The 20,354-nt window shown below is 64.1% G+C and carries 19 protein-coding genes and 1 riboswitch; of the genes, 9 read left to right on the forward strand and 10 right to left on the reverse strand.

Going from position 1 to position 20,354, the window contains the following annotated elements; genetic code table 11:
• Window positions 1–138: 138 nt before the first annotated feature.
• From AC07ZH_RS10490 to AC07ZH_RS10500, 3 genes are read right to left on the reverse strand one after another with little or no spacing between them, the layout of a single operon-like run.
• A complete protein-coding gene (locus AC07ZH_RS10490; protein ID WP_495199677.1) occupies window positions 139–867 on the reverse strand; it encodes a cytochrome c biogenesis CcdA family protein in 729 nt (242 codons plus the stop codon).
• Window positions 867–1,250: a thioredoxin family protein gene (locus AC07ZH_RS10495; protein ID WP_119109562.1), complete on the reverse strand. Its 384-nt coding sequence runs from the start codon at window positions 1,248–1,250 to the stop codon at window positions 867–869. Before AC07ZH_RS10495 ends, AC07ZH_RS10490 begins: the two co-directional genes overlap by 1 nt.
• Window positions 1,251–1,274: 24 nt before the next feature.
• Window positions 1,275–1,655 carry a cytochrome c peroxidase gene (locus AC07ZH_RS10500; RefSeq protein WP_495199678.1) on the reverse strand — a complete coding sequence of 127 codons (381 nt, stop codon included), beginning with the start codon at window positions 1,653–1,655 and terminating at the stop codon, window positions 1,275–1,277.
• Between the two features lie 268 nt (window positions 1,656–1,923).
• Here AC07ZH_RS10500 and AC07ZH_RS10505 point away from each other — a divergent pair, with 268 nt between their 5' ends.
• From AC07ZH_RS10505 to AC07ZH_RS10515, 3 genes are all read left to right on the forward strand, one after another.
• A complete protein-coding gene (locus AC07ZH_RS10505; protein ID WP_119109564.1) occupies window positions 1,924–2,175 on the forward strand; it encodes a hypothetical protein in 252 nt (83 codons plus the stop codon).
• A gap of 5 nt (window positions 2,176–2,180) precedes the next feature.
• Window positions 2,181–2,906 carry a DUF6969 family protein gene (locus AC07ZH_RS10510; RefSeq protein WP_495199679.1) on the forward strand — a complete coding sequence of 242 codons (726 nt, stop codon included), beginning with the start codon at window positions 2,181–2,183 and terminating at the stop codon, window positions 2,904–2,906.
• Between the two features lie 89 nt (window positions 2,907–2,995).
• Window positions 2,996–4,069, forward strand: coding sequence for a homocysteine S-methyltransferase family protein (locus tag AC07ZH_RS10515; protein WP_495199680.1), 1,074 nt, complete (start codon window positions 2,996–2,998; stop codon window positions 4,067–4,069).
• A gap of 12 nt (window positions 4,070–4,081) precedes the next feature.
• Here AC07ZH_RS10515 and AC07ZH_RS10520 read toward each other — a convergent pair whose 3' ends face one another.
• Window positions 4,082–4,975, reverse strand: coding sequence for a pirin family protein (locus AC07ZH_RS10520; protein WP_495199681.1), 894 nt, complete (start codon window positions 4,973–4,975; stop codon window positions 4,082–4,084).
• 175 nt (window positions 4,976–5,150) lie between these two features.
• Entirely contained in the window at window positions 5,151–6,458 is a 1,308-nt protein-coding gene (locus AC07ZH_RS10525; RefSeq protein WP_495199682.1) for a Glu/Leu/Phe/Val family dehydrogenase, read from the reverse strand.
• A gap of 144 nt (window positions 6,459–6,602) precedes the next feature.
• On the opposite strand from AC07ZH_RS10525, the gene AC07ZH_RS10530 reads away from it, so the two are divergent.
• Window positions 6,603–7,049, forward strand: a complete 447-nt coding sequence (locus AC07ZH_RS10530) for a PACE efflux transporter (protein ID WP_495199683.1) — start codon at window positions 6,603–6,605, stop codon at window positions 7,047–7,049.
• 104 nt (window positions 7,050–7,153) lie between these two features.
• Window positions 7,154–7,489: a hypothetical protein gene (locus tag AC07ZH_RS10535; RefSeq protein WP_495199684.1), complete on the forward strand. Its 336-nt coding sequence runs from the start codon at window positions 7,154–7,156 to the stop codon at window positions 7,487–7,489.
• Between the two features lie 107 nt (window positions 7,490–7,596).
• On the opposite strand, the gene AC07ZH_RS10540 is transcribed toward AC07ZH_RS10535, so the two are convergent.
• Window positions 7,597–9,834, reverse strand: a complete 2,238-nt coding sequence (locus AC07ZH_RS10540; protein ID WP_495199685.1) for an NADP-dependent isocitrate dehydrogenase — start codon at window positions 9,832–9,834, stop codon at window positions 7,597–7,599.
• Between the two features lie 337 nt (window positions 9,835–10,171).
• Window positions 10,172–10,268: riboswitch (S-adenosyl-L-homocysteine riboswitch) on the forward strand.
• A gap of 30 nt (window positions 10,269–10,298) precedes the next feature.
• On the opposite strand from AC07ZH_RS10540, the gene metH reads away from it, so the two are divergent.
• Together metH and AC07ZH_RS10550 are read left to right on the forward strand one after the other, a co-directional pair.
• Window positions 10,299–13,073, forward strand: a complete 2,775-nt coding sequence (metH, locus tag AC07ZH_RS10545) for a methionine synthase (RefSeq protein ID WP_495199686.1) — start codon at window positions 10,299–10,301, stop codon at window positions 13,071–13,073.
• A 303-nt stretch (window positions 13,074–13,376) separates the two neighbouring features.
• Complete coding sequence (locus tag AC07ZH_RS10550) at window positions 13,377–14,105, forward strand: CDC27 family protein (RefSeq protein WP_495199687.1); 729 nt, start codon at window positions 13,377–13,379, stop codon at window positions 14,103–14,105.
• Here the strand turns inward: AC07ZH_RS10550 and AC07ZH_RS10555 are convergent.
• Both AC07ZH_RS10555 and AC07ZH_RS10560 read right to left on the reverse strand, forming a co-directional pair.
• Window positions 14,095–14,802 (reverse strand): hypothetical protein, encoded by a 708-nt coding sequence (locus AC07ZH_RS10555; RefSeq protein ID WP_495199688.1) that lies wholly within the window; start codon window positions 14,800–14,802, stop codon window positions 14,095–14,097. The genes AC07ZH_RS10550 and AC07ZH_RS10555 overlap by 11 nt on opposite strands.
• Before the next feature lie 414 nt (window positions 14,803–15,216).
• The gene (locus tag AC07ZH_RS10560; RefSeq protein WP_119109575.1) at window positions 15,217–15,990 is read right to left on the reverse strand and encodes a ferredoxin--NADP reductase; all 774 of its coding nucleotides are present in this window, start codon (window positions 15,988–15,990) and stop codon (window positions 15,217–15,219) included.
• Window positions 15,991–16,315: 325 nt separating this feature from the next.
• Between AC07ZH_RS10560 and AC07ZH_RS10565 the strand changes: the two genes are divergently transcribed.
• On the forward strand, window positions 16,316–16,954 hold the full coding sequence (locus tag AC07ZH_RS10565) for an MBL fold metallo-hydrolase (protein WP_495199689.1): 639 nt from the start codon (window positions 16,316–16,318) through the stop codon (window positions 16,952–16,954).
• A 192-nt stretch (window positions 16,955–17,146) separates the two neighbouring features.
• Here the strand turns inward: AC07ZH_RS10565 and AC07ZH_RS10570 are convergent, their stop codons facing one another.
• Both AC07ZH_RS10570 and AC07ZH_RS10575 read right to left on the reverse strand, forming a co-directional pair.
• On the reverse strand, window positions 17,147–18,097 hold the full coding sequence (locus tag AC07ZH_RS10570; protein ID WP_495199690.1) for a DMT family transporter: 951 nt from the start codon (window positions 18,095–18,097) through the stop codon (window positions 17,147–17,149).
• A 121-nt stretch (window positions 18,098–18,218) separates the two neighbouring features.
• A complete protein-coding gene (locus AC07ZH_RS10575; RefSeq protein ID WP_495199691.1) occupies window positions 18,219–18,905 on the reverse strand; it encodes a helix-turn-helix domain-containing protein in 687 nt (228 codons plus the stop codon).
• Window positions 18,906–18,965: 60 nt separating this feature from the next.
• On the opposite strand from AC07ZH_RS10575, the gene AC07ZH_RS10580 reads away from it, so the two are divergent.
• A complete protein-coding gene (locus AC07ZH_RS10580) occupies window positions 18,966–20,300 on the forward strand; it encodes an AmpG family muropeptide MFS transporter (RefSeq protein WP_495199692.1) in 1,335 nt (444 codons plus the stop codon).
• Window positions 20,301–20,354 lie beyond the last annotated feature (54 nt).

Here is a 20,354-nt window from a genome sequence, read left to right on the forward strand (position 1 = left end):
CTTTGGCGGTTTCAGGTTCGAGGGCACCGTTCCCAAGAACCTGTTCATAAGAGGCGCTAAACAGGCAAAACGGTTCGAAAGCGACCGAAGAAAATCTCTCCGCGTGTCCGCCGCAGTCTCGGCTGGCAGGAGGCCGCATCAAAAACGCGTGGTCAATGCCGTGAGCCAAGCCGGCGACAGATCGACCAGCCAGGCTTCCAGCGGCCTATCGGCTCCGGTAAGGATCAGCAAGGCGATGGCCACCATGAAGGCCCCCAGAACGATTTTTCCGGTTTTACCTGCCTGCATCAGCTTGCCGCGCACTTTCATCATGGCGGCACGCGAGAGAGAGGCCAGGCCGATGACCGGCATGGCCGCGCCGAGACCAAAGAGGCCCATGAGCAAGGCGACCTGCGGCAGCTGCGATCCCTGGCTGGCCAGCACGATGGCGGCGCCGAGTGTCGGGCCTACGCAAGGGCTCCAGACCACCCCCAATGCCAGGCCGATGATGAACTGCCCGCTGAGGCCATTGAGGTTGAGCCGGGAGATGAAGTGGTTGCCACCATTGCCCATCCCGGAAGTGGCCGAAGCAAAGCGCCGCTGCAGGCTGGTGGACATCAATACGAGCCCGAGCAGCCCCAAGAGGGCGGCACCGACAGATCGAAAGGCGGAAGTGTCAAGGCCGATGGCCGAGCCCGTCCACGCGATCAGTGTGCCGATGGCGGCATACGAGAGGGCCAGACCGCCTGCGAGGGCGAGCGGCGCACGGGGATGCGCCGCTGTGGCGGAGGCCAACACAATCGGCAAGATCGGCAGCACACAAGGCGACAGCGTGGACAGCAGCCCGGCCAGCAGGCCAAAGCCATAAGAGCCGAGCCCGAATGCCATTACTGGGCCGCCTTCTTGAAGAGGGCTTCGAGGCCGGCAGGCGTGGTGTCGCCGACCGAGCGCCCTGTTTCATGGCCGCCCTTGAACGCGATCAAGGTGCTTTGCATGGCGACCTTGAATTGCTTGAGCACAGCCTTGTCAGCGTCAAAGTCCACCGCCAGGATCGCCACATCCTGGTAAGCAGCTTGCTTGGAGAGTCGCTCAACGATGGGCTTCTGGGCCTTGCAGGTCGGGCACCAGGTCGCCGAGACATCGACCACCACCGGCTTGCCATCGTGGGCCAACTGGTCGAATGCTTGCTGGGTGAAGGGCATGGGTTCGGCGGCCGATGCCATTGCCGCGCAGAAAGCAAGTGCGGCCACAAGAGGTTGGGATCGTTTCATGGAGTTCTCCTGGAGGGTGGGTAGTTAATGCGCCGGTTTGAAGGTTTTTTGCAACCCGGCGGTGTAGGCCGTTAGATCGGCCAGCGCCTGGGAATTCCAGGGCAGCGGCCTGGCGGCCATGGGCATGACCATGCAGGCTTGCACCATCTCGTCCAGGTACACACTTTTGCGGCCAAGCTGGTCACGGGCCATGGCTACCGTGTGGGGGTACGGTTGGGCAAAACTTGCTCCAAAGGCCGCATGGTTGGCATGGCAGGACGCGCAGGACATCCCGTTCGTGGAGAGTTTCGTGTCGTTGAACAGCGCCATCCCAGCCTTGGCGTGGCCCTTTAAAGGCTGGTAGCCGGGTGGGCGAATGGTAGATGCCGCCGGATCGGGGCCGGCAAACCCCAGGGTGGCCGCCAAAGCGAGCCCTGTGGCAATGAGCGTGCGCCAAGCGAACGGGTTGGATTTCGTGGGACGCCTCCTGTTGACCGTGAACACGTATTAAGAGGCCGTGGGCGGCCCAAACGATTCGCGGCCAGCCACATTTTTTGCACGGTTTGTTGCTGGGTACATCGCTTTGCCTGCAGCAGGCCCGGCTTTTTTCTCTTTCCGCGAACCCAAAGGCCACGATGCCTTCTCTTAACCGGGGAGGAACGTCCTCAACCACGCATCTATTCAGGAGAACCGTATGAAAACCCAACTGACGCTGGCCTCGCTGGCCGTATTGACCGCTGCAACACTGGCACTGCCCGCAGCAGCCCAGGACACCTCCGGTCAAGCCAAATGCGCACCCAGCGCCATGGCGAAATGTGGTGCCAAAGGGGCGGCGAAATGCCACGTAAAAAAGTACCCCGTGAAGAAGGCTGCCAAGTGCGGCGCCAGCAAGTGCGCTCCTAAATGCGCTCCGAAGTGCGGCCCCAAGTGCGCGCCCAAGAGCTGAACTTGATGCAGAAAGCCTCGCCGCGCCCAACCAAGTCGGGCGCCTTTTTGCCGGCAGCAGGGCTGCGCTTGCTGGAGGCCTACGCGGGCATGGCGGCGCGCGGCGAGCACCTGCTGGGCCGGTTGCTGGCGGGCCAGGCACCAAGGCAGTGGGCCCACTACCCGCAAGACGATGCTGTCGACCGGGCCAGCGGCTACCAATGGTTCTACCACTCGCACAGCCCTGAAGACCGGCCGGGCGCGGCAGAGCATGGGCACATCCACCTGTTCGCCCGAAAGCCCCTCTGGGGCCGGCGACTGCAGTCAGGGTCGGAACGGGCGTTTGCCGAGTTGTGTGGCAACCCAGCCGCCAAGCCGCAGACACGGCACCTGCTCGCCATCGGGTTCAACGCCAAGGGTTTGCCCATTTCGCTGTTCACGGTGAACAGTTGGGTCACGGGCGATTTGATGCTGGGAGCAAACCTGACACTGGAACTGCTCTCCTCGATGGCGCTCGACTCCGGGTATTCCGAGGTCGATGCGGTCATCGAGTCGGTCGTTCGGCTCTGCGCGCCGCAGTTGCAGGCGTTGATGCAGCGGCGAGACAACGCCTTGCGCTCGCATCCCGCTCCCGGCAAACTGCAAGACGAAGCGCTGGAACTGCTCTCGGAGGTGCGCATTGATCTGGATGCAAGGCTGCTGGCCTTGTCGGCAGCTTCCCAGACCCGGCACCCAAGCCCGGTGCGGGATTGATCCCGGCCAAGCATTCCCCTTCTTCCATTCTGTTTCTTCGCAAAACCCCTGCGCTCGCGCGCGGCGTGCGGTTTTCTACAATCGCACCCATGCAAACCGCCCCCTACACCCGCGCCCAGCAGCTCCCCGCTCTTCTTGAAAAGCGCATCGCCATCCTCGACGGCGCCATGGGCACCATGATCCAGCGCTTCAAGCTGGGCGAGGCGCAGTACCGGGGCGAGGGCTATAGCGGGCCGGGCAGCGTGGGCGAGCGCTTCAAGGATTTTCCGCGCGACGTGAAGGGCAACAACGAACTGCTCAGCCTCACGCGGCCCGACGTGATTCGCGACATCCACGAGCGCTATCTGGCCGCTGGCGCCGATTTGATCGAGACCAACACCTTCGGCGCGACGACGATTGCGCAGGAGGACTACGGCATGGCCGACCTGGCGCGCGAAATGAACCTCGCCTCGGCCAGGCTGGCGCGTGCCGCCTGCGACAAATTCAGTACGCCCGATCATCCGCGCTTTGTCGCCGGAGCCCTTGGCCCCACGCCCAAGACCGCCAGCATCAGCCCCGATGTAAACGACCCCGGCGCCCGCAACATCACCTTCGAGCAGTTGCGCGCGGCCTACTTCGAGCAGACGGAAGCGCTGATCGAAGGCGGGGCCGACGTGATTCTGGTGGAAACGATTTTCGACACGCTCAACGCCAAGGCGGCGCTGTTCGCCATCGACGAGGTGTTCGAGAAAACCGGTGAACGCCTGCCCATCATCATCAGCGGCACGGTGACCGACGCTTCGGGCCGTATCCTCTCGGGCCAGACGGTGACGGCCTTCTGGCACAGCGTGCGCCACGCCCAGCCGCTGGCCGTGGGCCTGAACTGCGCGCTGGGCGCCGCGCTGATGCGCCCCTACATCCAGGAGCTGGCCAAGGCCGCGCCGGATACGTTCATCAGCTGCTACCCCAACGCCGGCCTGCCCAACCCCATGAGCGACACCGGCTTCGACGAGACACCCGACGTGACCAGCCGCCTGGTGCACGAGTTCGCCGCCGAGGGCCTGGTGAACATTGTGGGCGGCTGCTGCGGCACGACGCCGGACCATATCACGGCAATTGCCGCCGGTGTGGCCCAGGATGCACCGCGCCTGCGGCCCTTCTACCGCGAGCCGCAGCCGGCCTGAGTTGCAGCGACCCTAGCCGTGCGCCGGTGTCGGAGGCAGCGGTATCCATTCATCGTGGTCATCGGGCGGCAGTACAAAGCGCCCGGCCGCCCAATCGGCCTTGGCCTGCTCGATGCGCTCCTTGCGCGACGAGACGAAGTTCCAGAACAGATGGCGCGGCCCCAGTGGCTCGCCGCCCAGCAGCATGACCGTAGCGGACGCGGGCGCGGTGAGGGCGCCGGTGGCGCCCTGCGCGAACACCAGCATCTGGCCGGCGGTGTAGCGCGTGCCTTCGTACGCGATTTCTCCGCGTGCCACATAGGCAGCACGCTCGCTGTAGCCGTCTGGCAAGGTCAGCGCCGCCCCGGCCTGCAGCTCGGCGTGCACATAGAACAAGGGCGATAGCGTTTGCACCGGGCTGCCCAAACCGTAGACCGTTCCGGCAATCACGCGCAGCCACACGCCGCCATCGTCCCGCACCGGCAGCGCGTCGGCAGGCGTGTGGGCGAACGCGGGTTCGCATTCTTCCAGTTCTTCGGGGAGCGCCACCCAGGACTGCAGCAGCTCCAGCCCGCCACCGGCAAACGACGCCGGGTGCTCGAAGCGCTCGGAATGGGTGATGCCGCGCCCGGCCGTCATCCAGTTCACGGCGCCGGGCTGGATGCGCGTGTGCGTGCCCAGGCTGTCGCGGTGGACGATTTCGCCGCTGAGCAAATAGCTCACCGTGGCCAGGCCGATGTGCGGGTGGGGCCGCACATCGGCAGCGCGCGTGTCTTTGGCGGCCAGCGTGACCGGGCCGGCGTGGTCGAAGAAGACGAAGGGGCCCACGCTGCGCCGGGCCGCTGCGGGCAGCAAACGCCGCACGGTCAGGCCATGACCCAGGTCGGCGGCGCGCGGGGTGATGAGGGTGGGGGCAGTGCTTGGCATGGCGACTTTGTAGCGCAGAACCCGTGCCTATGCCGCGAACACTGCGTTGCACGCTTGGGGCCTATGCCCCATGCCGCCATGAAAAAACGCATGCAACTATGAAAAACATAGCTGCATGCGCCCATTGGTGTTGCCCTAGAGGGCAAAAAAACTCAAATTTTCAACGCTGATCGCTTCATGGGTACAGGCCGCGCATCTCGCGGGCATGGAGCATGCGCGTGCAGGCGACGATGAAGGTGGCAGTGCGCAGGCTGACCTTGTGCTCTTGCGCCGTCTGCCAGATGCCGGCAAACGCCTCTTTCATGATGCGCACCAGGCGGGCATTGATTTCGTCTTCCGTCCAGAAAAAACTGGAGAAATCCTGCACCCACTCGAAATAGCTCACCGTCACGCCGCCAGCGTTGGCGATCACGTCGGGCAGCACCAGCACGCCGTTGTCGTGCAGGATGTCGTCGGCCTCGGGGGTGGTGGGGCCGTTGGCGCCTTCGATGATCAGCTTGGCGTGGATCTTGGGGGCGTTCTCTGCGGTGATCTGGCTCTCGAGCGCGGCGGGAATCAGGATTTCGCAGGGCACGCCCCAGAAGTCTTCGTCCGCTAGTTTTTCGGCGCCGGGGAATCCGGCCACGCCGCCCGTGCTGGCCACATGCGCGAGCAGTGCGACAGCATCCATGCCGCCCTCATGGGCGATGGTGCCTGTGTGGTCTTGCACCGCGACGAGGCGGGCGCTCACGTCGCAGAACAACTTGGCCGCGGTGCCGCCCACATTGCCAAAGCCCTGCACGGCCACGCGGGCGCCGTCGATTTTCAGGCCCGTGTGGTGCGCCGCTTCCAGGCCCACGGTGAACACCCCGCGGCCCGTGGCTTCGCGCCGGCCCAGCGAGCCGCCCAAGTCCACGGGCTTGCCGGTGACCACGCCCGTAGCGGCTTCGCCCGTGTTCATGGAGTAGGTGTCCATCATCCACGCCATGATCTGCTCATTGGTGTTCACATCGGGTGCGGGGATGTCCTTGGTCGGGCCGATGATCAGGCCGATCTCGCTGGTGTAGCGGCGCGTCAGGCGTTCGAGTTCGCCGCGCGAGAGGGTCTTGGGATTCACGCGGATACCGCCCTTGGCACCGCCATACGGCACGTTGACGGCGGCCGTCTTGACCGACATCCAGGCCGACAGCGCCATCACTTCCGACAGCGTCACCTCCTGGTGAAAACGCACGCCGCCCTTGCCGGGCCCGCGCGAGAGGTTGTGCTGCACGCGGTAGCCCTCGAAGTGGGCAATGGTGCCGTTGTCCAGTTCGATGGGAACATCCACGATCAGGATGCGCTTGGGGCGCTTCAAGGTTTCTACCCAGCGCGACAGCGAGCCCAGGTAGGGCGTGACGCGGTCCACCTGTTTGAGGTAATTGCCCCAGGGGCCGAGGTGGTCGGCCTGCAAATACGAGGGCAGGGGATGGCTGGGCAATGTGCCTGAGCCAGACGCTTGTTGCATGAAGATTTCCTTGTGGGATCAGTCGAAGCGCGAAGCATAGGCCTGTGAAATGCCGATGTCCAAGGCAGCGCAGTTACAAGTTTATGCACGCCGCGCATAGTCTGGCGTCCGGTCGGACAGGCGAAAGCCTGCAAGAATCGCCGTATGTCTTTCACTGCCTTGATTCCCGGCCTCCACGGCCTGCGCCGCCGAGTGGTGTATGTCACCATCTACGAGATCATCGCCATCGCCGTCGCCACATGGGGTCTGGCCGCAGCAACAGGCCAGGGCGCCGCGCATTCCGCCGTCATCTCGGCCGCATCCTCAGCCGTTGCCGTGCTGTGGAACCTGGTGTTCAACACCCTGTTCGAACGCTGGGAAGCGCGCCAGAGCGTGCGTGGCCGCAGCTTGGCGCGGCGCGTGGCGCATGCCATCGGTTTCGAGGGCGGATTGGTGCTGTTTCTGGTGCCGCTATTTGCCTGGTGGTTTGGCGTCAGCCTGTGGCAGGCGCTGGTGATGGACCTGGGGCTGGTGGTGTTTTTCCTCTGCTACACCTTTGTCTTCAACTGGTGTTTCGACCGGGTGTTTGGCCTGCCGGCCTCGGCCGCTTGAGCAGGCGCTTGGCAAGACGCACTTACCCAGCCAAATGTGCTGCGTTCAATGCAGGCGAATCTGCATGCACGCTGAAGCTTGGCCCTTTGAGAAAGCAGGACATCATGGCACGTCCCTACATCACCCCCACTTCGCGCCTGATGGTGGCGGCAGGCCTTGCACTCTGCGCTGCCCTGGCGCAAGCAGCGAGTGGTTTTTGGATCAGCCAGAGCCAAGAGGCTTTGGTCACCCCCGGCATGAGCATGGCAGAGGTCCGCGACGCATTGGGCCATCCGACACAGTCCATCAAATACCGCAACCAGCCCGGCCCCACCTTTACGTACCGCGTGCTTGGCACCGTCGACACCCTTTTTGACGTTGATTTTGATGCGAAGGGGCAGGTGGTTTCCACCAACGAACGCATCGTTCCGCTGGATGGAGATAGCGCCCACGATCGCTGAGCGGGCGGTTCTGTAGGCAGCGCACCGACAGGCCCGCCGCCAGGCCTGCCGTCAGGTGCATCCTTGGGCAAGCGCCCAAGGACACAACCGCCCAAGGACAACCGCTATCAGCCCCCCACAGCCTCCAGCGCCGCATTCAACGTCCCGCTAGGCCGCATCACCGCCTCCGTCTTTTTCACATTCATCAAGTAATACCCGCCAATATCCGCCGGCTTGCCCTGCACCTCGGCCATCTCGGCGACGATCTTCTGCTCGTTCTCAGCCAGTGTTTTGGCCAGCACCGCGAACTTGGCCGCCAGGGCCTTGTCTTCGGTCTGCGCGGCCAATTCTTGCGCCCAGTACAGCGCCAGGTAGAACTGGCTGCCGCGGTTGTCGAGCTGGCCGGTTTTGGGTGAAGGGTTCTTGTTGTTGTCGAGCAGTTTGCCCGTGGCGGTGTCCAGCGTTTTCGACAGCAGCGTGGCTTGCGCGTTGCCAGTTTTCAGACCAAGGTCTTCCAGGCTCACGGCCAGTGCCAGAAACTCGCCCAGCGAATCCCAGCGCAGGTGGTTTTCTTCCACTAGTTGCTGCACATGCTTGGGGGCCGAGCCGCCAGCTCCCGTCTCGTACATGCCGCCGCCGGCCATCAGGGGCACGACAGACAGCATCTTGGCGCTGGTGCCCAGTTCCATGATGGGGAACAAGTCGGTCAGATAGTCGCGCAGGATGTTGCCGGTGACGCTGATGGTGTCCAGCCCGCGAATCACGCGCTCCAGCGTGAAGCGCATGGCGCGCACCTGGCTCATGATTTGGATATCGAGGCCGGTGGTGTCGTGGTCCTTCAAATACTGGCGCACTTTCTTGATGATCTCGGCCTCGTGCGGGCGGTACGGGTCGAGCCAGAACACCGCCGGCATGCCGGAATTGCGGGCACGCGTCACGGCCAGCTTGACCCAGTCGCGAATCGGGGCATCTTTGACTTGGCACATGCGCCAGATATCGCCGGCTTCCACGTTCTGGCTGAGCAGCACTTCGCCAGTCGCCAGGTCGACGATATTGGCCACGCCGTCTTCGGGTACTTCAAAGGTCTTGTCGTGCGAGCCGTATTCCTCGGCCTGCTGGGCCATCAGGCCCACGTTGGGCACGGTGCCCATGGTTTTCGGGTCGAAGTTGCCGTGCCATTTGCAGAAGTTGATGATCTCCTGGTAGATGCGGGCAAAGGTGCTTTCGGGCATCACGGCCTTGACGTCCTTCAGGCGGCCGTCGGCGCCCCACATCTGGCCGCCGTTGCGGATCATGGCGGGCATGGAGGCGTCCACGATGATGTCGTTGGGCGAATGGAAGTTGGTGATGCCCTTGGCCGAATCGACCATGGCCAGCTCGGGGCGGTGCGCGTGGCAGGCGTGCAGATCGCGTTTGATCTCGTCCTGCTGGCTTTGCGGCAGCGTGCTGATCTTGTTGTACAGGTCGACCATGCCGTTGTTGACGTTCACGCCCAGTTCGTCGAACAGTTCGGCGTGCTTCTCGAACGCGTCTTTGTAGAAGATGCGCACGCAGTGGCCGAACACGATGGGGTGCGACACCTTCATCATGGTCGCTTTGACGTGCAGCGAGAACATCACGCCGGTTTTGTAGGCGTCTTCAATCTCTTTTTCGTAGAAGGCGAGCAGGGCTTTCTTGCTCATGAACATGCTGTCGATGATCTCGCCATCTTTGAGCGACAGCTTGGGCTTGAGCACCACCGTCTTCCCACTTTTGCCGACCAGCTCCATCTTCACGTCGCAGGCCTTGCCAATCGTGAGCGATTTTTCACCAGCGTAGAAGTCGCCGTGGTGCATGTGCGAGACATGCGAGCGCGATGCCTGGCTCCACTCGGCCATGCTGTGCGGGTGCTTGCGGGCGTATTCCTTCACCGCCCTTGGGGCACGCCGGTCCGAGTTGCCCTCGCGCAGCACCGGGTTCACGGCGCTGCCAATGCACTTGTTGTAGCGGGCGCGAATGTCCTTCTCTTCATCCGTCGTCGGGTTCTCGGGGTAGTCGGGAATGGCGTAACCCTTACCCTGCAGCTCCTTGATGGCGGCGCCCAGTTGCGATACCGATGCGCTGACGTTGGGCAGCTTGATGATGTTGGCGTCGGGCGAAAGCGTGAGCTTGCCCAGCATTGCCAGGTTGTCGGGCACGCGCTGGGCTTCGGTCAGGTACTCGGGGAACTGGCTGAGGATGCGGCTGGCCACCGAAATATCGCTGGTCTCCACGTGAATGCCAGCCGGCGCGGCAAAGGCGCGCACGATGGGCAAAAAGGCCGCCGTGGCGAGCGCTGGAGCTTCGTCGGTCAGCGTGTAAATGATGGTCGGTTGCTTCGTGCTCATGCGCTGGGTTCCTTAAAGGGAAATGGGGTCAACCGGTTATTTTCGTGCCTCCCGCTGACATGGCGCTGTCCTGTGGCCCGTGGGAACCCCCCAGCCATTCGATGCCGTTGGCCCGGCGGCGCATCGCACCAGAATCGGGAAGGCGGCAACGGAGAAAGCGGGTACCGGTGGTGATGCACGGCGATGTACCAAGCCGGAAAATCACCGCCTGCACGCCCCAAGGTCTACCTCGACATGTGTGACACGAGCGTCTGCGGCGCGCCATCCGCTGGCGCACCTGCCTCGGCAAGCGCGCCACGGCTTTGCAGGCGCGAGGCAACGCGGTCTAAAATCATGCCCTCTCAAGGAGCGCTGCAGCGCCGGGAGCCTTCTGGCGCTCCCGTGCGTCAGGCTTGGGTGGGGCGCAAACAGGCCCCGAACGGCGCTCACCAGTCTGTTTCCCGTGAACTGCCTTGGTGAGCCGCATGCCTGAAATCTCTTCCCCGCCGACTGCTTCCGTCTCCGTGCCTCCGATGCGCCTTTCGGGCCTTGAGCCCGTTTCCATCGACGCCGCCTCGCTCTTCGTCAACGTGGGCGAGCGCACCAACATTACCGGCTCCAAGGCCTTCGCGCGCCTCATCCTGAACGGCCAGTTCGAGGATGCCCTGGCCGTGGCGCGCCAGCAGGTGGAGAACGGCGCCCAGGTCATCGACATCAACATGGACGAGGCCATGCTCGACAGCAAGGCGGCCATGGTGCGCTTCCTGAACCTGATTGCGTCCGAGCCCGACATTGCCCGCCTGCCCATCATGGTGGACAGCTCCAAGTGGGAGGTGATCGAGGCGGGGCTGCGCTGCATCCAGGGCAAGCCCATCGTCAACTCGATTTCCATGAAGGAAGGCGTGGAGGCCTTCAAGCGGCAGGCCACGCTGGTGCGCCGCTACGGCGCCGCGGCCGTGGTGATGGCGTTTGACGAGCAAGGACAAGCCGATACCTACGCGCGCAAAATCGGCATCTGCGAGCGGGCTTACCGCATCCTGGTCGATGAGGTGGGCTTCCCGCCCGAGGACATCATTTTCGACCCCAACATCTTTGCCGTGGCCACCGGCATTGAAGAGCACAACAACTACGCGGTCGAGTTCATTGAGGCGACGCGCTGGATCAAGCAGCACCTGCCCGGCGCCAAGGTGTCGGGCGGTGTATCGAACGTGTCGTTCAGCTTCCGTGGCAACGACCCGGTGCGCGAGGCCATCCATACCGTGTTTCTGTACCACGCCATCAAGGCCGGCATGGACATGGGCATCGTCAACGCCGGCATGGTGGGCGTGTACGACGACCTCGAACCCACCTTGCGCGAGCGCGTGGAGGACGTCATCCTCAACCGCCGCCCCGACGCCGCCGAACGCCTGCTCGAAGTGGCCGAAACGGCGAAAAGCGGCGCCAAGGACGAGAGCAAAAAACTCGAATGGCGCGGCACACCCGAAGCGCCCAAGCCGGTGGGCGAGCGCCTCTCCCACGCGCTGGTGCACGGCTTCACCGACTTCATCGTCGAAGACACCGAAGAGGCCTACCAGGAGATCCTGGCCAAGGGCGGGCGCCCGCTGCACGTGATCGAAGGGCCACTGATGGACGGCATGTCCATCGTCGGCGACCTGTTCGGCGCCGGCAAGATGTTCCTGCCCCAGGTGGTGAAGTCGGCACGCGTCATGAAGCTCGCCGTGGCGCACCTGATTCCCTACATCGAGGAGGAAAAGCGCCAGGACGAACTCGCCGGGCGCGATGTGCGCACCAAGGGCAAGATCGTCATTGCCACCGTCAAGGGCGACGTGCACGACATCGGCAAGAACATCGTCACCGTCGTCCTGCAGTGCAACAACTTCGAGGTCATCAACATGGGCGTGATGGTGCCCTGCCATGAGATTCTGGCGCGCGCCAAGGCCGAGGGGGCCGACATCGTGGGCCTCTCGGGCCTGATCACCCCCAGCCTGGAAGAAATGCAGTACGTGGCCGCCGAGATGCACAAGGACGACCACTTCCGCGTCAAGAAGATCCCGCTGCTCATCGGCGGCGCCACCTGCTCGCGCGTGCACACCGCCGTGAAAATTGCGCCGCACTACGACGGCCCGGTGGTCTATGTGCCCGATGCGTCGCGCAGCGTGGGCGTGGCGCAAAGCCTGCTCGGCGAGGGCGCCGAGGCCTTCCTGCAGGAAGTGCGAGCCGATTACGACCACGTGCGCACCCAGCACGCCAACAAGAAGCAGACGCCGATGTGGACGCTGGCGCAGGCGCGTGCCAACCGCACCGCCATCGACTGGACCGCGTTCACGCCCACGCCACCGCGTGCGCTGGGCCGGCGCGTGTTCAAGAATTTCGACCTGAACGAGCTGGTGCCCTACATGGACTGGGGCCCGTTCTTCCAGACCTGGGACCTGGCCGGCAAGTACCCCGCCATCCTGAAGGACGAGATCGTCGGCGAAGAGGCGACCCGCGTGTTCGCCGACGGCCAGGCGCTGCTGAAGAAAATCATCGACGGCCGTTGGTTGCAGGCCAATGGCGTCATGGCGCTGTACCCCGCCAACAGCGTCGGCGACGACATCGAGTTCTATACCGACGAGAGCCGAAGCCAGGTGCTGACCACCTGGTACGGCTTGCGCCAGCAGACCGAGAAGCTGGCCGTTGACGGCCCGAACGGCGAAAAAATCATGCGCCCCAGCCGCTGCCTGGCCGATTTCGTCGCCCCCAAGGACAGCGGCATTGCCGACTATGCCGGCATGTTTGCCGTCACCGCCGGCCTGGGCGTGGAGAAAAAGGCGCAGGAATTCCTTGCGGACTTCGACGACTACTCCGCCATCCTGTTCAAAAGCCTGGCCGACCGCCTGGCCGAGGCCTTTGCCGAATGCCTGCACCACCGCGTGCGCACCGACCTGTGGGGTTACGCGAAGGATGAGCAGCTGTCGAACGACGCGCTGATCGCCGAAAAGTACCAAGGCATCCGCCCCGCCCCCGGCTACCCGGCCTGCCCGGACCACAGCGCCAAGCGCGAGCTGTTCCGCGTGCTGCAGGCCGAAGAGATCGGTATGGAACTGACCGACAGCATGGCCATGCACCCGGCAGCCAGCGTGAGCGGCTTCTACATCGGCCACCCCGAGAGCCAGTATTTCAGCGTGGGGCGCATTGGCGAAGACCAGGTGCAGGACATGGCGGCGCGGCGCGGCATGGACGAGGCCGAGCTGCGCCGCTTGCTCGGTCCGAATTTGTAGTCAAATAGGGCTCTAGTGCTTATCCGTTAAGCGCTTACAGCTATCATGACAATAGCATCATCAGGGCGCCAGTCTGACGCGCCTGACATGCTCCGTGCTTTGCAGTGGCGGCATGGGCCAAACCCCGACGCCACCCGCACCGCCTGTGCTGGCCGCTGACTGATCCGTGCAGGCGCCATGCGCGACCATGTACCGCTCGGCGCGGTGCTCGCGCAGCGTGATGCAGGACATCCTTTGAGCCTGCTCACGCCCTGGCGAAGGCGTGAAGCGATGGGCACAATGCAACCTCCTGGAGTGGCTGGCATGTCTTTTGAAAACGACTTGGGCGCGGTGATTGCTTGCGCAAATGCGGGGGACATGGAGCACGCGTGGGATTTGTGCAGGCGGGTGGAAGCAGCCTACCCGGCACAGCCTGCCGTTCACCAGCTGCTTGCCGTTCTGAGTATGCAGCGGGGGCACCCGAAAGAAGCGGGTGACTATGCGCAGGAGAGTCTGGCGCTTCGGCCCAACCATGTTCCCACGCTGATGGTCGCGGGTGACGCTGCTCGCAGCGTGGGCGCCACGGACCTAGCCGCTGCACATTACACGCGGGCTTACCTATTGCAGCCGGATCGGCCGGATATTTGCCTGGCATTGGGAATTGCACACTACCAAAGCGGCCAATTGCTGCCAGCGTTGAATGCCCTTGAACGTTGCGTTCACCTTGCCCCTGAATCATTGGATGCATGGTTCAACCTGGCACTGGTGTGCCAGGATATGCAGGATCTCAATGGCGCCATCGCAGCCTTGAACCGCCTCTTGGTACTGTGCCCGACCCGGGCCGATGCGCTTGTCAACTTGGGAATCGTGCTACAGGCCAATGGCCAAATGGACGAGGCTTTTCTGGTTTATGGCCGTGCCTACCGATTGCAAGGCGACACCTTTGGCCGCATTGCACATGCGCTGGCAGCAGAAAAAACCGGGCGGATGTGGCTGGACTTGGACGATCTTCGCGCTGCGCTACTGCACAGTGAGCGCCCGCTTACGGCGTAACGCGCTTGCTGCGGTGCTGTTGCCGGTACACGCCTGGGGCGGCCATGATTTTGGAAGCAAGATCGTCGTAGCGGCGCATTTTGTCATCCGACATTGCTTCAAAAACCAGGGTGGGGGCTTCCCGTGGGACCGGATAGCACTGCGCAATCGGAGTGCCTTTGGGCAATACCCCGCTAAAATTTTTGTCAGACCATACGGCCGGAAAATTAATGCCAACGTCATGGAAGCGATCTGAATCCACCACCCCGGTTATCAAACGGAAAGGCAAATCCGCGCGATTAATGGGGTGCACCGCCATCAGCGACCAGTTGGGATCCAGTTCAACCGTCCAAAAACTATTGAATTTAATAATGGACGCATTCTCATGGGCAAAGGGTGTTCCCGCGATTTGTTCCGGCACGTGAAAACTGATGGGCGCGCGGGGGTGGTGCTTCATGCCCAGCGCCGGCAATTCCCAGTTCCATGTGAATTGGCCAGCACCAACGATGACATCGCATGGCAGCAGAATGAGAAACCCGTGCATCATGGCATCCACGAATGGCGGGCATTGTTTAACCGTCCGAATACTTCTTTGATGAACGTCTGACGTCATTCGGGGCGCCATTTTTCGCAGCCATTCTGGCAACGCTGCTGAACCCGGTATTGGCCGAGGCAATACATCAAAAAGCGCCGGGTCGCAGCGAAATGTGATGTCCATAACCCCCCCTGAGTAAACAACGGATCTTACTGTCAGTGCCTGCCACAAGGCGTGTGAATGAGCGCTTCAACCCCATGCGGGGCCCGCCTCGCCGGGGCCTTTCTGACAGCATTCTTTTCATGCGGGCGCGCCCTGCGCGCTGCAGGCGCCGCACGGGGCATGCAGCGTACCCTTGCAGGTCGAACCGCCGTTTGACGCCCATGCCCGAAAACCTCCGCGCGGAGAAAGAAGGTCGGGCGCCAGCAGCGCTTCAGGCTACGGGGTCGTGGGTGAACCGGCTGCCTCCTGGGGCACTTCGGAGTACGCGGTTCCGCACGGAAAATTTGATAAAAAAGTGACTCTAGCGCTTATGGGTAAAGCGCTATAAGCTACCAATACAAGAGCAACCACACGGCCTGCGCAAACAGGCCGTGTTTACTTCTCGACGAAAGCCCGTTCCACCACGAAGTCGCCCGGCTTGGTGGTGTTGCCTTCCTCGAAATCGAGCTTTTCCAGCAGCGCCTTGATGGAGGCCAGCATCTCCGGGCTGCCGCACAGCATGGCGCGGTCTTCCAGCGGATTGAGTGGCGGCAGGCCCAGGTCGGCGGCGAGCTTGCCCGAGGTGATCAGGTCGGGAATGCGGCCCTGGTTGCGAAACGGCTCGCGCGTCACCGTGGGGTAGTACAAAAGCTGCTTGCTCACCATCTCGCCCAGGATCTCATGCGCCGGCAGTTCCTTGGTGAGGTAGTCGTGGTAGGCCAGCTCGGCCACCTGGCGCACGCCGTGGATCAGGATGACCTGCTCGAAGCGCTCGTACGTCTCCGGGTCGCGGATCACGCTCATGAAGGGCGCTAGGCCCGTGCCGGTGGAAAACAGGTACAGGCGCTTGGCGGGCAGCAGGTAGTCGATCAGCAGCGTGCCGGTGGGTTTCTTGCCAACGATGATGTTGTCGCCCACCTGGATGTGCTGCAGGCGCGAGGTCAGCGGGCCGTCCTGCACCTTGATGCTGAGGAATTCGAGGTGCTCCTCGTAGTTGGCGCTGACAATGCTGTAGGCGCGCAGCAGCGGCTTGTTGTTCACCATGAGGCCGATCATGGTGAAGTGGCCGTTGGAAAACCGCAGGGCGGGGTCGCGCGTGGTGGTGAAACTGAAAAGGCGGTCGGTCCAATGGTGAACCGAGAGCACGCGTTCTTCGTGGAAAGCACTCATGGTGGGATGCAGGCAGAGTCAGAAAAAGATGGCGCGAAGGGATGGTCCCGATTGCGGCCCGCGTAGAAAAGTCCTAGATAGACTGGCGGGCAATGGTCGCCATTGTCCTGCAAACCTCATAACCAATGGGGTTTCTCTTGTACCTAAATTGATATAAGGCAAGACGAGAGGGCGATCCGCTCGCGCGAGGCACGCGCTGCAGAGTGCACTTGCAAAATACCGTTTGTGCCCGGCCCCGAAACGATGCGGCTATTCTCGGGCGAATCACGCTCCCGCCAGCCGCCCCCCTGGCGGCCCCTTGTGGGGGGCCATCTCACCACCACCCATGCTCCAGTACCTCACCGTTCCCGTTACGCCGTTCCAGCAGAACTGCTCCATCGTCTGGTGCGACGCCACCAAGGACGCCGCCATCATTGATCCGGGCGGTGACATCGACACGCTGCTGGCCGAAGTGCAGCATCTGGGCGTGCGCCTCAAGGCGATCTGGCTCACGCACGCCCATATCGACCATGCGGGCGCTACCGGTGAGCTGGCTGAGCAGTTGCAATTGCCCATCATCGGCCCGCACCCCGCCGACCAGTTCTGGATCGACGCGCTGCCGCAGCAAAGTGCCATGTTCGGTTTTCCACCCGCCAGGCCCTTCGCGCCGACGCGCTGGTTGCACGATGGCGACACGGTGCAAATCGGCAACGAGACATTGAACGTTCGCCACTGCCCCGGCCACACGCCTGGACACGTGGTGTTCCATGCGCCGCAAATTGACCGCGCCTTTGTTGGCGACGTGCTGTTTGCCGGCAGCATAGGCCGCACCGATTTCCCCCAGGGCAACCACCAGCAGCTGATCGACAGCATCACCCAACGCCTCTGGCCCATGGGCGACCAGACGGTGTTCATCCCCGGCCACGGGCCGCAGAGCAGCTTCGGGCGCGAGCGGCGCAGCAACCCTTACGTGCAGGGCACCTAAGACATTTTCACTATCTTATTGATAGCTTATAGCGCCCGCCAAATAAGCGTGAAACATCTTTTTTCTTAAGATTTTCATGCCTCAGCCGCCACGGCCACCTGGTTGTCGCTCCATTGGAGCTGGTCGAGGATGCCGGCGCAAAAAGCAAGCTTGCCCCCGGCATGCAGAAAGCCTTGATCGGCTTGCTGCCCATCAGACGCTTCCTTCTCCGTCTGCCGGCAGAGCGCCCTTGCCACCCTCCGCAGCGCGGCGGCGACTGGCCTGCGTGCGCAGTTCGGCCCAGATCACCAGCAGCAGCCCCGCCAGCACGCCTGCCAACCCCCAGAACGCCATGGCCGAAGGCGCTTCGCCTACCACCGCAATGGCCAGCGCAAACGCCGTCACCGGCTCGGCCAGCGCCAGGGTCACCGCCGTGGCGCCGCTGATATGGCGCAGGGCGTGGCTGAACAGCAGGTAGGCCACCCCGGTCGCGACCAGGCCCAGATAGGCCACGATGGCCCAGGTGGCCCCCGGCGCTCTCAAAGGCCCTCCCAGTACGCTTGCCACCGGCAGCGACAGCAAGGCCGCCGTACCAAACACCGCCAAGTTGGCGCTGGCCGCGCCCGACTGCGCCACCAGCGGTTTGTTGAGCAGCGCATACGCCGCGTACGCCAGCCCCGCCAGCAGACACAGCGCGATACCCGCCAGCGGCGCACTGACCGACGCGTGCCCGTTGAGCGCCATGGCCGCACCGCCGGCCACGCCCAGCAACGTGCCGGCCCACCACACCGGCGCAGGCCAGCGGCGCTGCGCCAGCGTCTGCATCAGCCCCGCCCAGATCGGCCCGCTGCCGATGGCAATGGCGGTGCCCAGGGCCACGCCGCTGGCCTTCACGCCGGCAAAGAAGCTCAGGTTGTACGCCGCCACGCACGCGCCTGCCAGCAGCACGGGGCGCCACGGCAGCCTAGCCGCACTGGCGCGCCACCACAGGGCCGGCGCTGCCAGCAAGGCAAAAAACCCACTGGCCACCGCCAGGCGTAGCGCGCCCACCCAGTAAGGGGACAGCCCCGCGGGGGCCAGGCTTTGCGCCGTGCCGGTGGTGCCCCAGAGCATGGCGGCGAGCAGCACCATGGCGATGCCACGGGTGGAATGGGAAGTCGTCATGCCTGCGATGGTGCCGCGCCCGGCCCGCGCAAATGTCGAGCAACGCGCGAAGTGCATGGCCCATGAATTTTGGTAAAAAACGGCTGCAGCGCTTTCCTGTAGAGCGCTAGAAGCTCTCGAATCAGGAGCAATCTGGCGGCCGGCGCAGCCCGCGGGCGCCCAGACCCCGTTCGCGCCGCAGGGCAAAACCCAGGGCGCTGGCGCTGGCGTAGCCCAGTTGCAGCGCGGTGGCTTCCAGTGACTGGCCGCGCGCCAGCAGGCGCTGCGCCGCGTCCAGCCGCAGCGCGCGCAGCCAGGCCTGGGGCGTCTGGCCTGTCAGCTCGCGCCAGCGGGCGTGAAAGCGCTGCGTGCTCAAGGCGCACAGCGCCGCCATGCGGGCGGTGGGCCAGGGCTCGTGCAGGGCTGCCCCCACGGTCCGTGCCACCTGCTCGGGCCGGATGGGGCGGCGCGCCAGCACGCGCCGGGCCTGCAAAATCTGCTGGAGCCGCGCGGCCGCATCGTCGCTCGCGCTCCAGCCCAGCTGCGCAGGTGCCACGGCAAAGCGCCTGATACGCTCAACGCCAGGCTGCGCAGGCGCATCGATGACCAGCAGGCGCGCACCCGGCAGCGCCAGAAAACCGTGCCGCGTACCGGCCGGCACCACCAGGCCGCACGCAGTGTCGACAAACGCGGCGCGGCCGTTCACCTCCAGCTCCATGCGCCCGCGCAGCGCGTAGAGCACCTGGGCGTGGTCGTGCGCGTGCGCCGCGTGTTCGCCGCTGTACTGGCGCACGGAAAGCAGGGGCACGAGAACCGGGGCATGGGCCATGGACGCATGGTAGCGGCGCGGGCATGCGGATAATCCTCCGAACACTTTGGGTTCCCGAACATGCCCCCAGCGACTTCCCCCGCCCCCGTGAGCCGCCGCAGCTGGCGCGAGGCCTGGCTCATTTACCTGGAGCCGGCGAGCCTGCGCATGCTCACGCTGGGGTTTTCGGCCGGGCTGCCCCTGCTGCTGGTGCTGGGCACGCTCAGCTTCTGGCTGCGCGAGGCGGGCGTGGACCGCACCACGATCGGGTACCTGAGCTGGGTGGGGCTGGCTTACGCATTCAAGTGGGTCTGGGCGCCGCTGGTGGACCGGCTGCCGCTGCCGCTGCTGACGCGCGCGCTCGGGCGGCGGCGCAGCTGGCTGCTGCTGTCGCAGGCGATGGTGATCGCCGGCCTGGCGGGCATGGCGGGGAGCGACCCACGCATCGCCCTGACCCCCATGGTGTGGTGCGCCCTGGCCGTGGCCTTTGGCTCGGCCACGCAGGACATTGCGCTGGACGCCTTTCGCATCGAATCGGCCGACACCGAGCGCCAGGCGGCGCTGGCCGCCACCTACCAGACGGGCTACCGCCTGGCCATGATCTGGGCCGGCGCCGGTGTGCTGTGGGTGGCCGCGCGCGCCGAGCTGGCGGGCGTGGCCGGCTACCAGCAGGGCGCCTGGAAGACGGCCTACCTGGTGATGGCCGCCTCGATGCTGGTGGGCACCGTCACGGTACTGCTCTCGCGCGAGCCGGCGCCGCGCCCGCTGCCGCCATCGCGCAACCTCGGCGAGTGGCTGCGCGGCGCGCTCATCGACCCGTTTGCCGACTTCCTCAGCCGCTACGGCTGGCAGGCCGTGCTGATCCTGTCGCTGATCGCCATCTACCGCATCAGCGATGTGGTGATGGGCATCATGGCCAACCCGTTTTACGTGGACATGGGCTACACCAAGGACGAGGTCGCCGCCGTCACCAAAGTGTTCGGCGTGCTGATGACGCTCGCCGGCGCGTTCCTGGGCGGCGCGTTGGCGCTGCGCATGGGGGTGATGCGGGTGCTGATGCTGGGCGCTGTGCTCTCGGCCGCCAGCAACCTGCTGTTTGCCTGGCTGGGCACGCGTGGACACGACCTGACGGGCCTGGTGCTCGTCATTTCGGCGGACAACCTCTCGGGCGGCATTGCGTCGGCGGCGTTCATCGCCTACCTCTCGGGCCTGACGAATGTGCAGTATTCGGCCACGCAGTACGCGCTGCTGAGCTCCGTGATGCTGCTGCTGCCGAAATGGATCGCCGGGTTTTCCGGCCGCTTCGTTGACGCCTACGGTTACACGAACTTCTTCCTGGCTACCGCACTGCTGGGTCTTCCCGTGCTCATCCTGGTGGCATTCGCTTCAAGGCAGAAAAATGCCGTTTCCGCATGACAGACAAGAGAATACAGCTACAACATGTATAGCACTTCTCTGAGAACGTATTTA

The organism is Simplicispira sp. GW247-4R2A (assembly GCF_059424465.1).

What these genes read in the sequence shown, in the direction of transcription:
- AC07ZH_RS10515 (WP_495199680.1), top strand. Translation starts at nt 2,996, where the DNA reads ATGCAAACCGCCCCCTACACCCGCGCCCAGCAGCTCCCCGCTCTTCTT.
- AC07ZH_RS10550 (WP_495199687.1), top strand. Translation starts at nt 13,377, where the DNA reads ATGTCTTTTGAAAACGACTTGGGCGCGGTGATTGCTTGCGCAAATGCG.
- AC07ZH_RS10580 (WP_495199692.1), top strand. Translation starts at nt 18,966, where the DNA reads ATGCCCCCAGCGACTTCCCCCGCCCCCGTGAGCCGCCGCAGCTGGCGC.
- AC07ZH_RS10525 (WP_495199682.1), bottom strand. Translation starts at nt 6,458, where the DNA reads ATGCAACAAGCGTCTGGCTCAGGCACATTGCCCAGCCATCCCCTGCCC.
- AC07ZH_RS10535 (WP_495199684.1), top strand. Translation starts at nt 7,154, where the DNA reads ATGGCACGTCCCTACATCACCCCCACTTCGCGCCTGATGGTGGCGGCA.
- AC07ZH_RS10495 (WP_119109562.1), bottom strand. Translation starts at nt 1,250, where the DNA reads ATGAAACGATCCCAACCTCTTGTGGCCGCACTTGCTTTCTGCGCGGCA.
- AC07ZH_RS10570 (WP_495199690.1), bottom strand. Translation starts at nt 18,097, where the DNA reads ATGACGACTTCCCATTCCACCCGTGGCATCGCCATGGTGCTGCTCGCC.
- AC07ZH_RS10560 (WP_119109575.1), bottom strand. Translation starts at nt 15,990, where the DNA reads ATGAGTGCTTTCCACGAAGAACGCGTGCTCTCGGTTCACCATTGGACC.
- AC07ZH_RS10555 (WP_495199688.1), bottom strand. Translation starts at nt 14,802, where the DNA reads ATGGACATCACATTTCGCTGCGACCCGGCGCTTTTTGATGTATTGCCT.
- AC07ZH_RS10575 (WP_495199691.1), bottom strand. Translation starts at nt 18,905, where the DNA reads ATGGCCCATGCCCCGGTTCTCGTGCCCCTGCTTTCCGTGCGCCAGTAC.
- metH (WP_495199686.1), top strand. Translation starts at nt 10,299, where the DNA reads ATGCCTGAAATCTCTTCCCCGCCGACTGCTTCCGTCTCCGTGCCTCCG.
- AC07ZH_RS10530 (WP_495199683.1), top strand. Translation starts at nt 6,603, where the DNA reads ATGTCTTTCACTGCCTTGATTCCCGGCCTCCACGGCCTGCGCCGCCGA.
- AC07ZH_RS10505 (WP_119109564.1), top strand. Translation starts at nt 1,924, where the DNA reads ATGAAAACCCAACTGACGCTGGCCTCGCTGGCCGTATTGACCGCTGCA.
- AC07ZH_RS10540 (WP_495199685.1), bottom strand. Translation starts at nt 9,834, where the DNA reads ATGAGCACGAAGCAACCGACCATCATTTACACGCTGACCGACGAAGCT.
- AC07ZH_RS10510 (WP_495199679.1), top strand. Translation starts at nt 2,181, where the DNA reads ATGCAGAAAGCCTCGCCGCGCCCAACCAAGTCGGGCGCCTTTTTGCCG.
- AC07ZH_RS10565 (WP_495199689.1), top strand. Translation starts at nt 16,316, where the DNA reads ATGCTCCAGTACCTCACCGTTCCCGTTACGCCGTTCCAGCAGAACTGC.
- AC07ZH_RS10490 (WP_495199677.1), bottom strand. Translation starts at nt 867, where the DNA reads ATGGCATTCGGGCTCGGCTCTTATGGCTTTGGCCTGCTGGCCGGGCTG.
- AC07ZH_RS10520 (WP_495199681.1), bottom strand. Translation starts at nt 4,975, where the DNA reads ATGCCAAGCACTGCCCCCACCCTCATCACCCCGCGCGCCGCCGACCTG.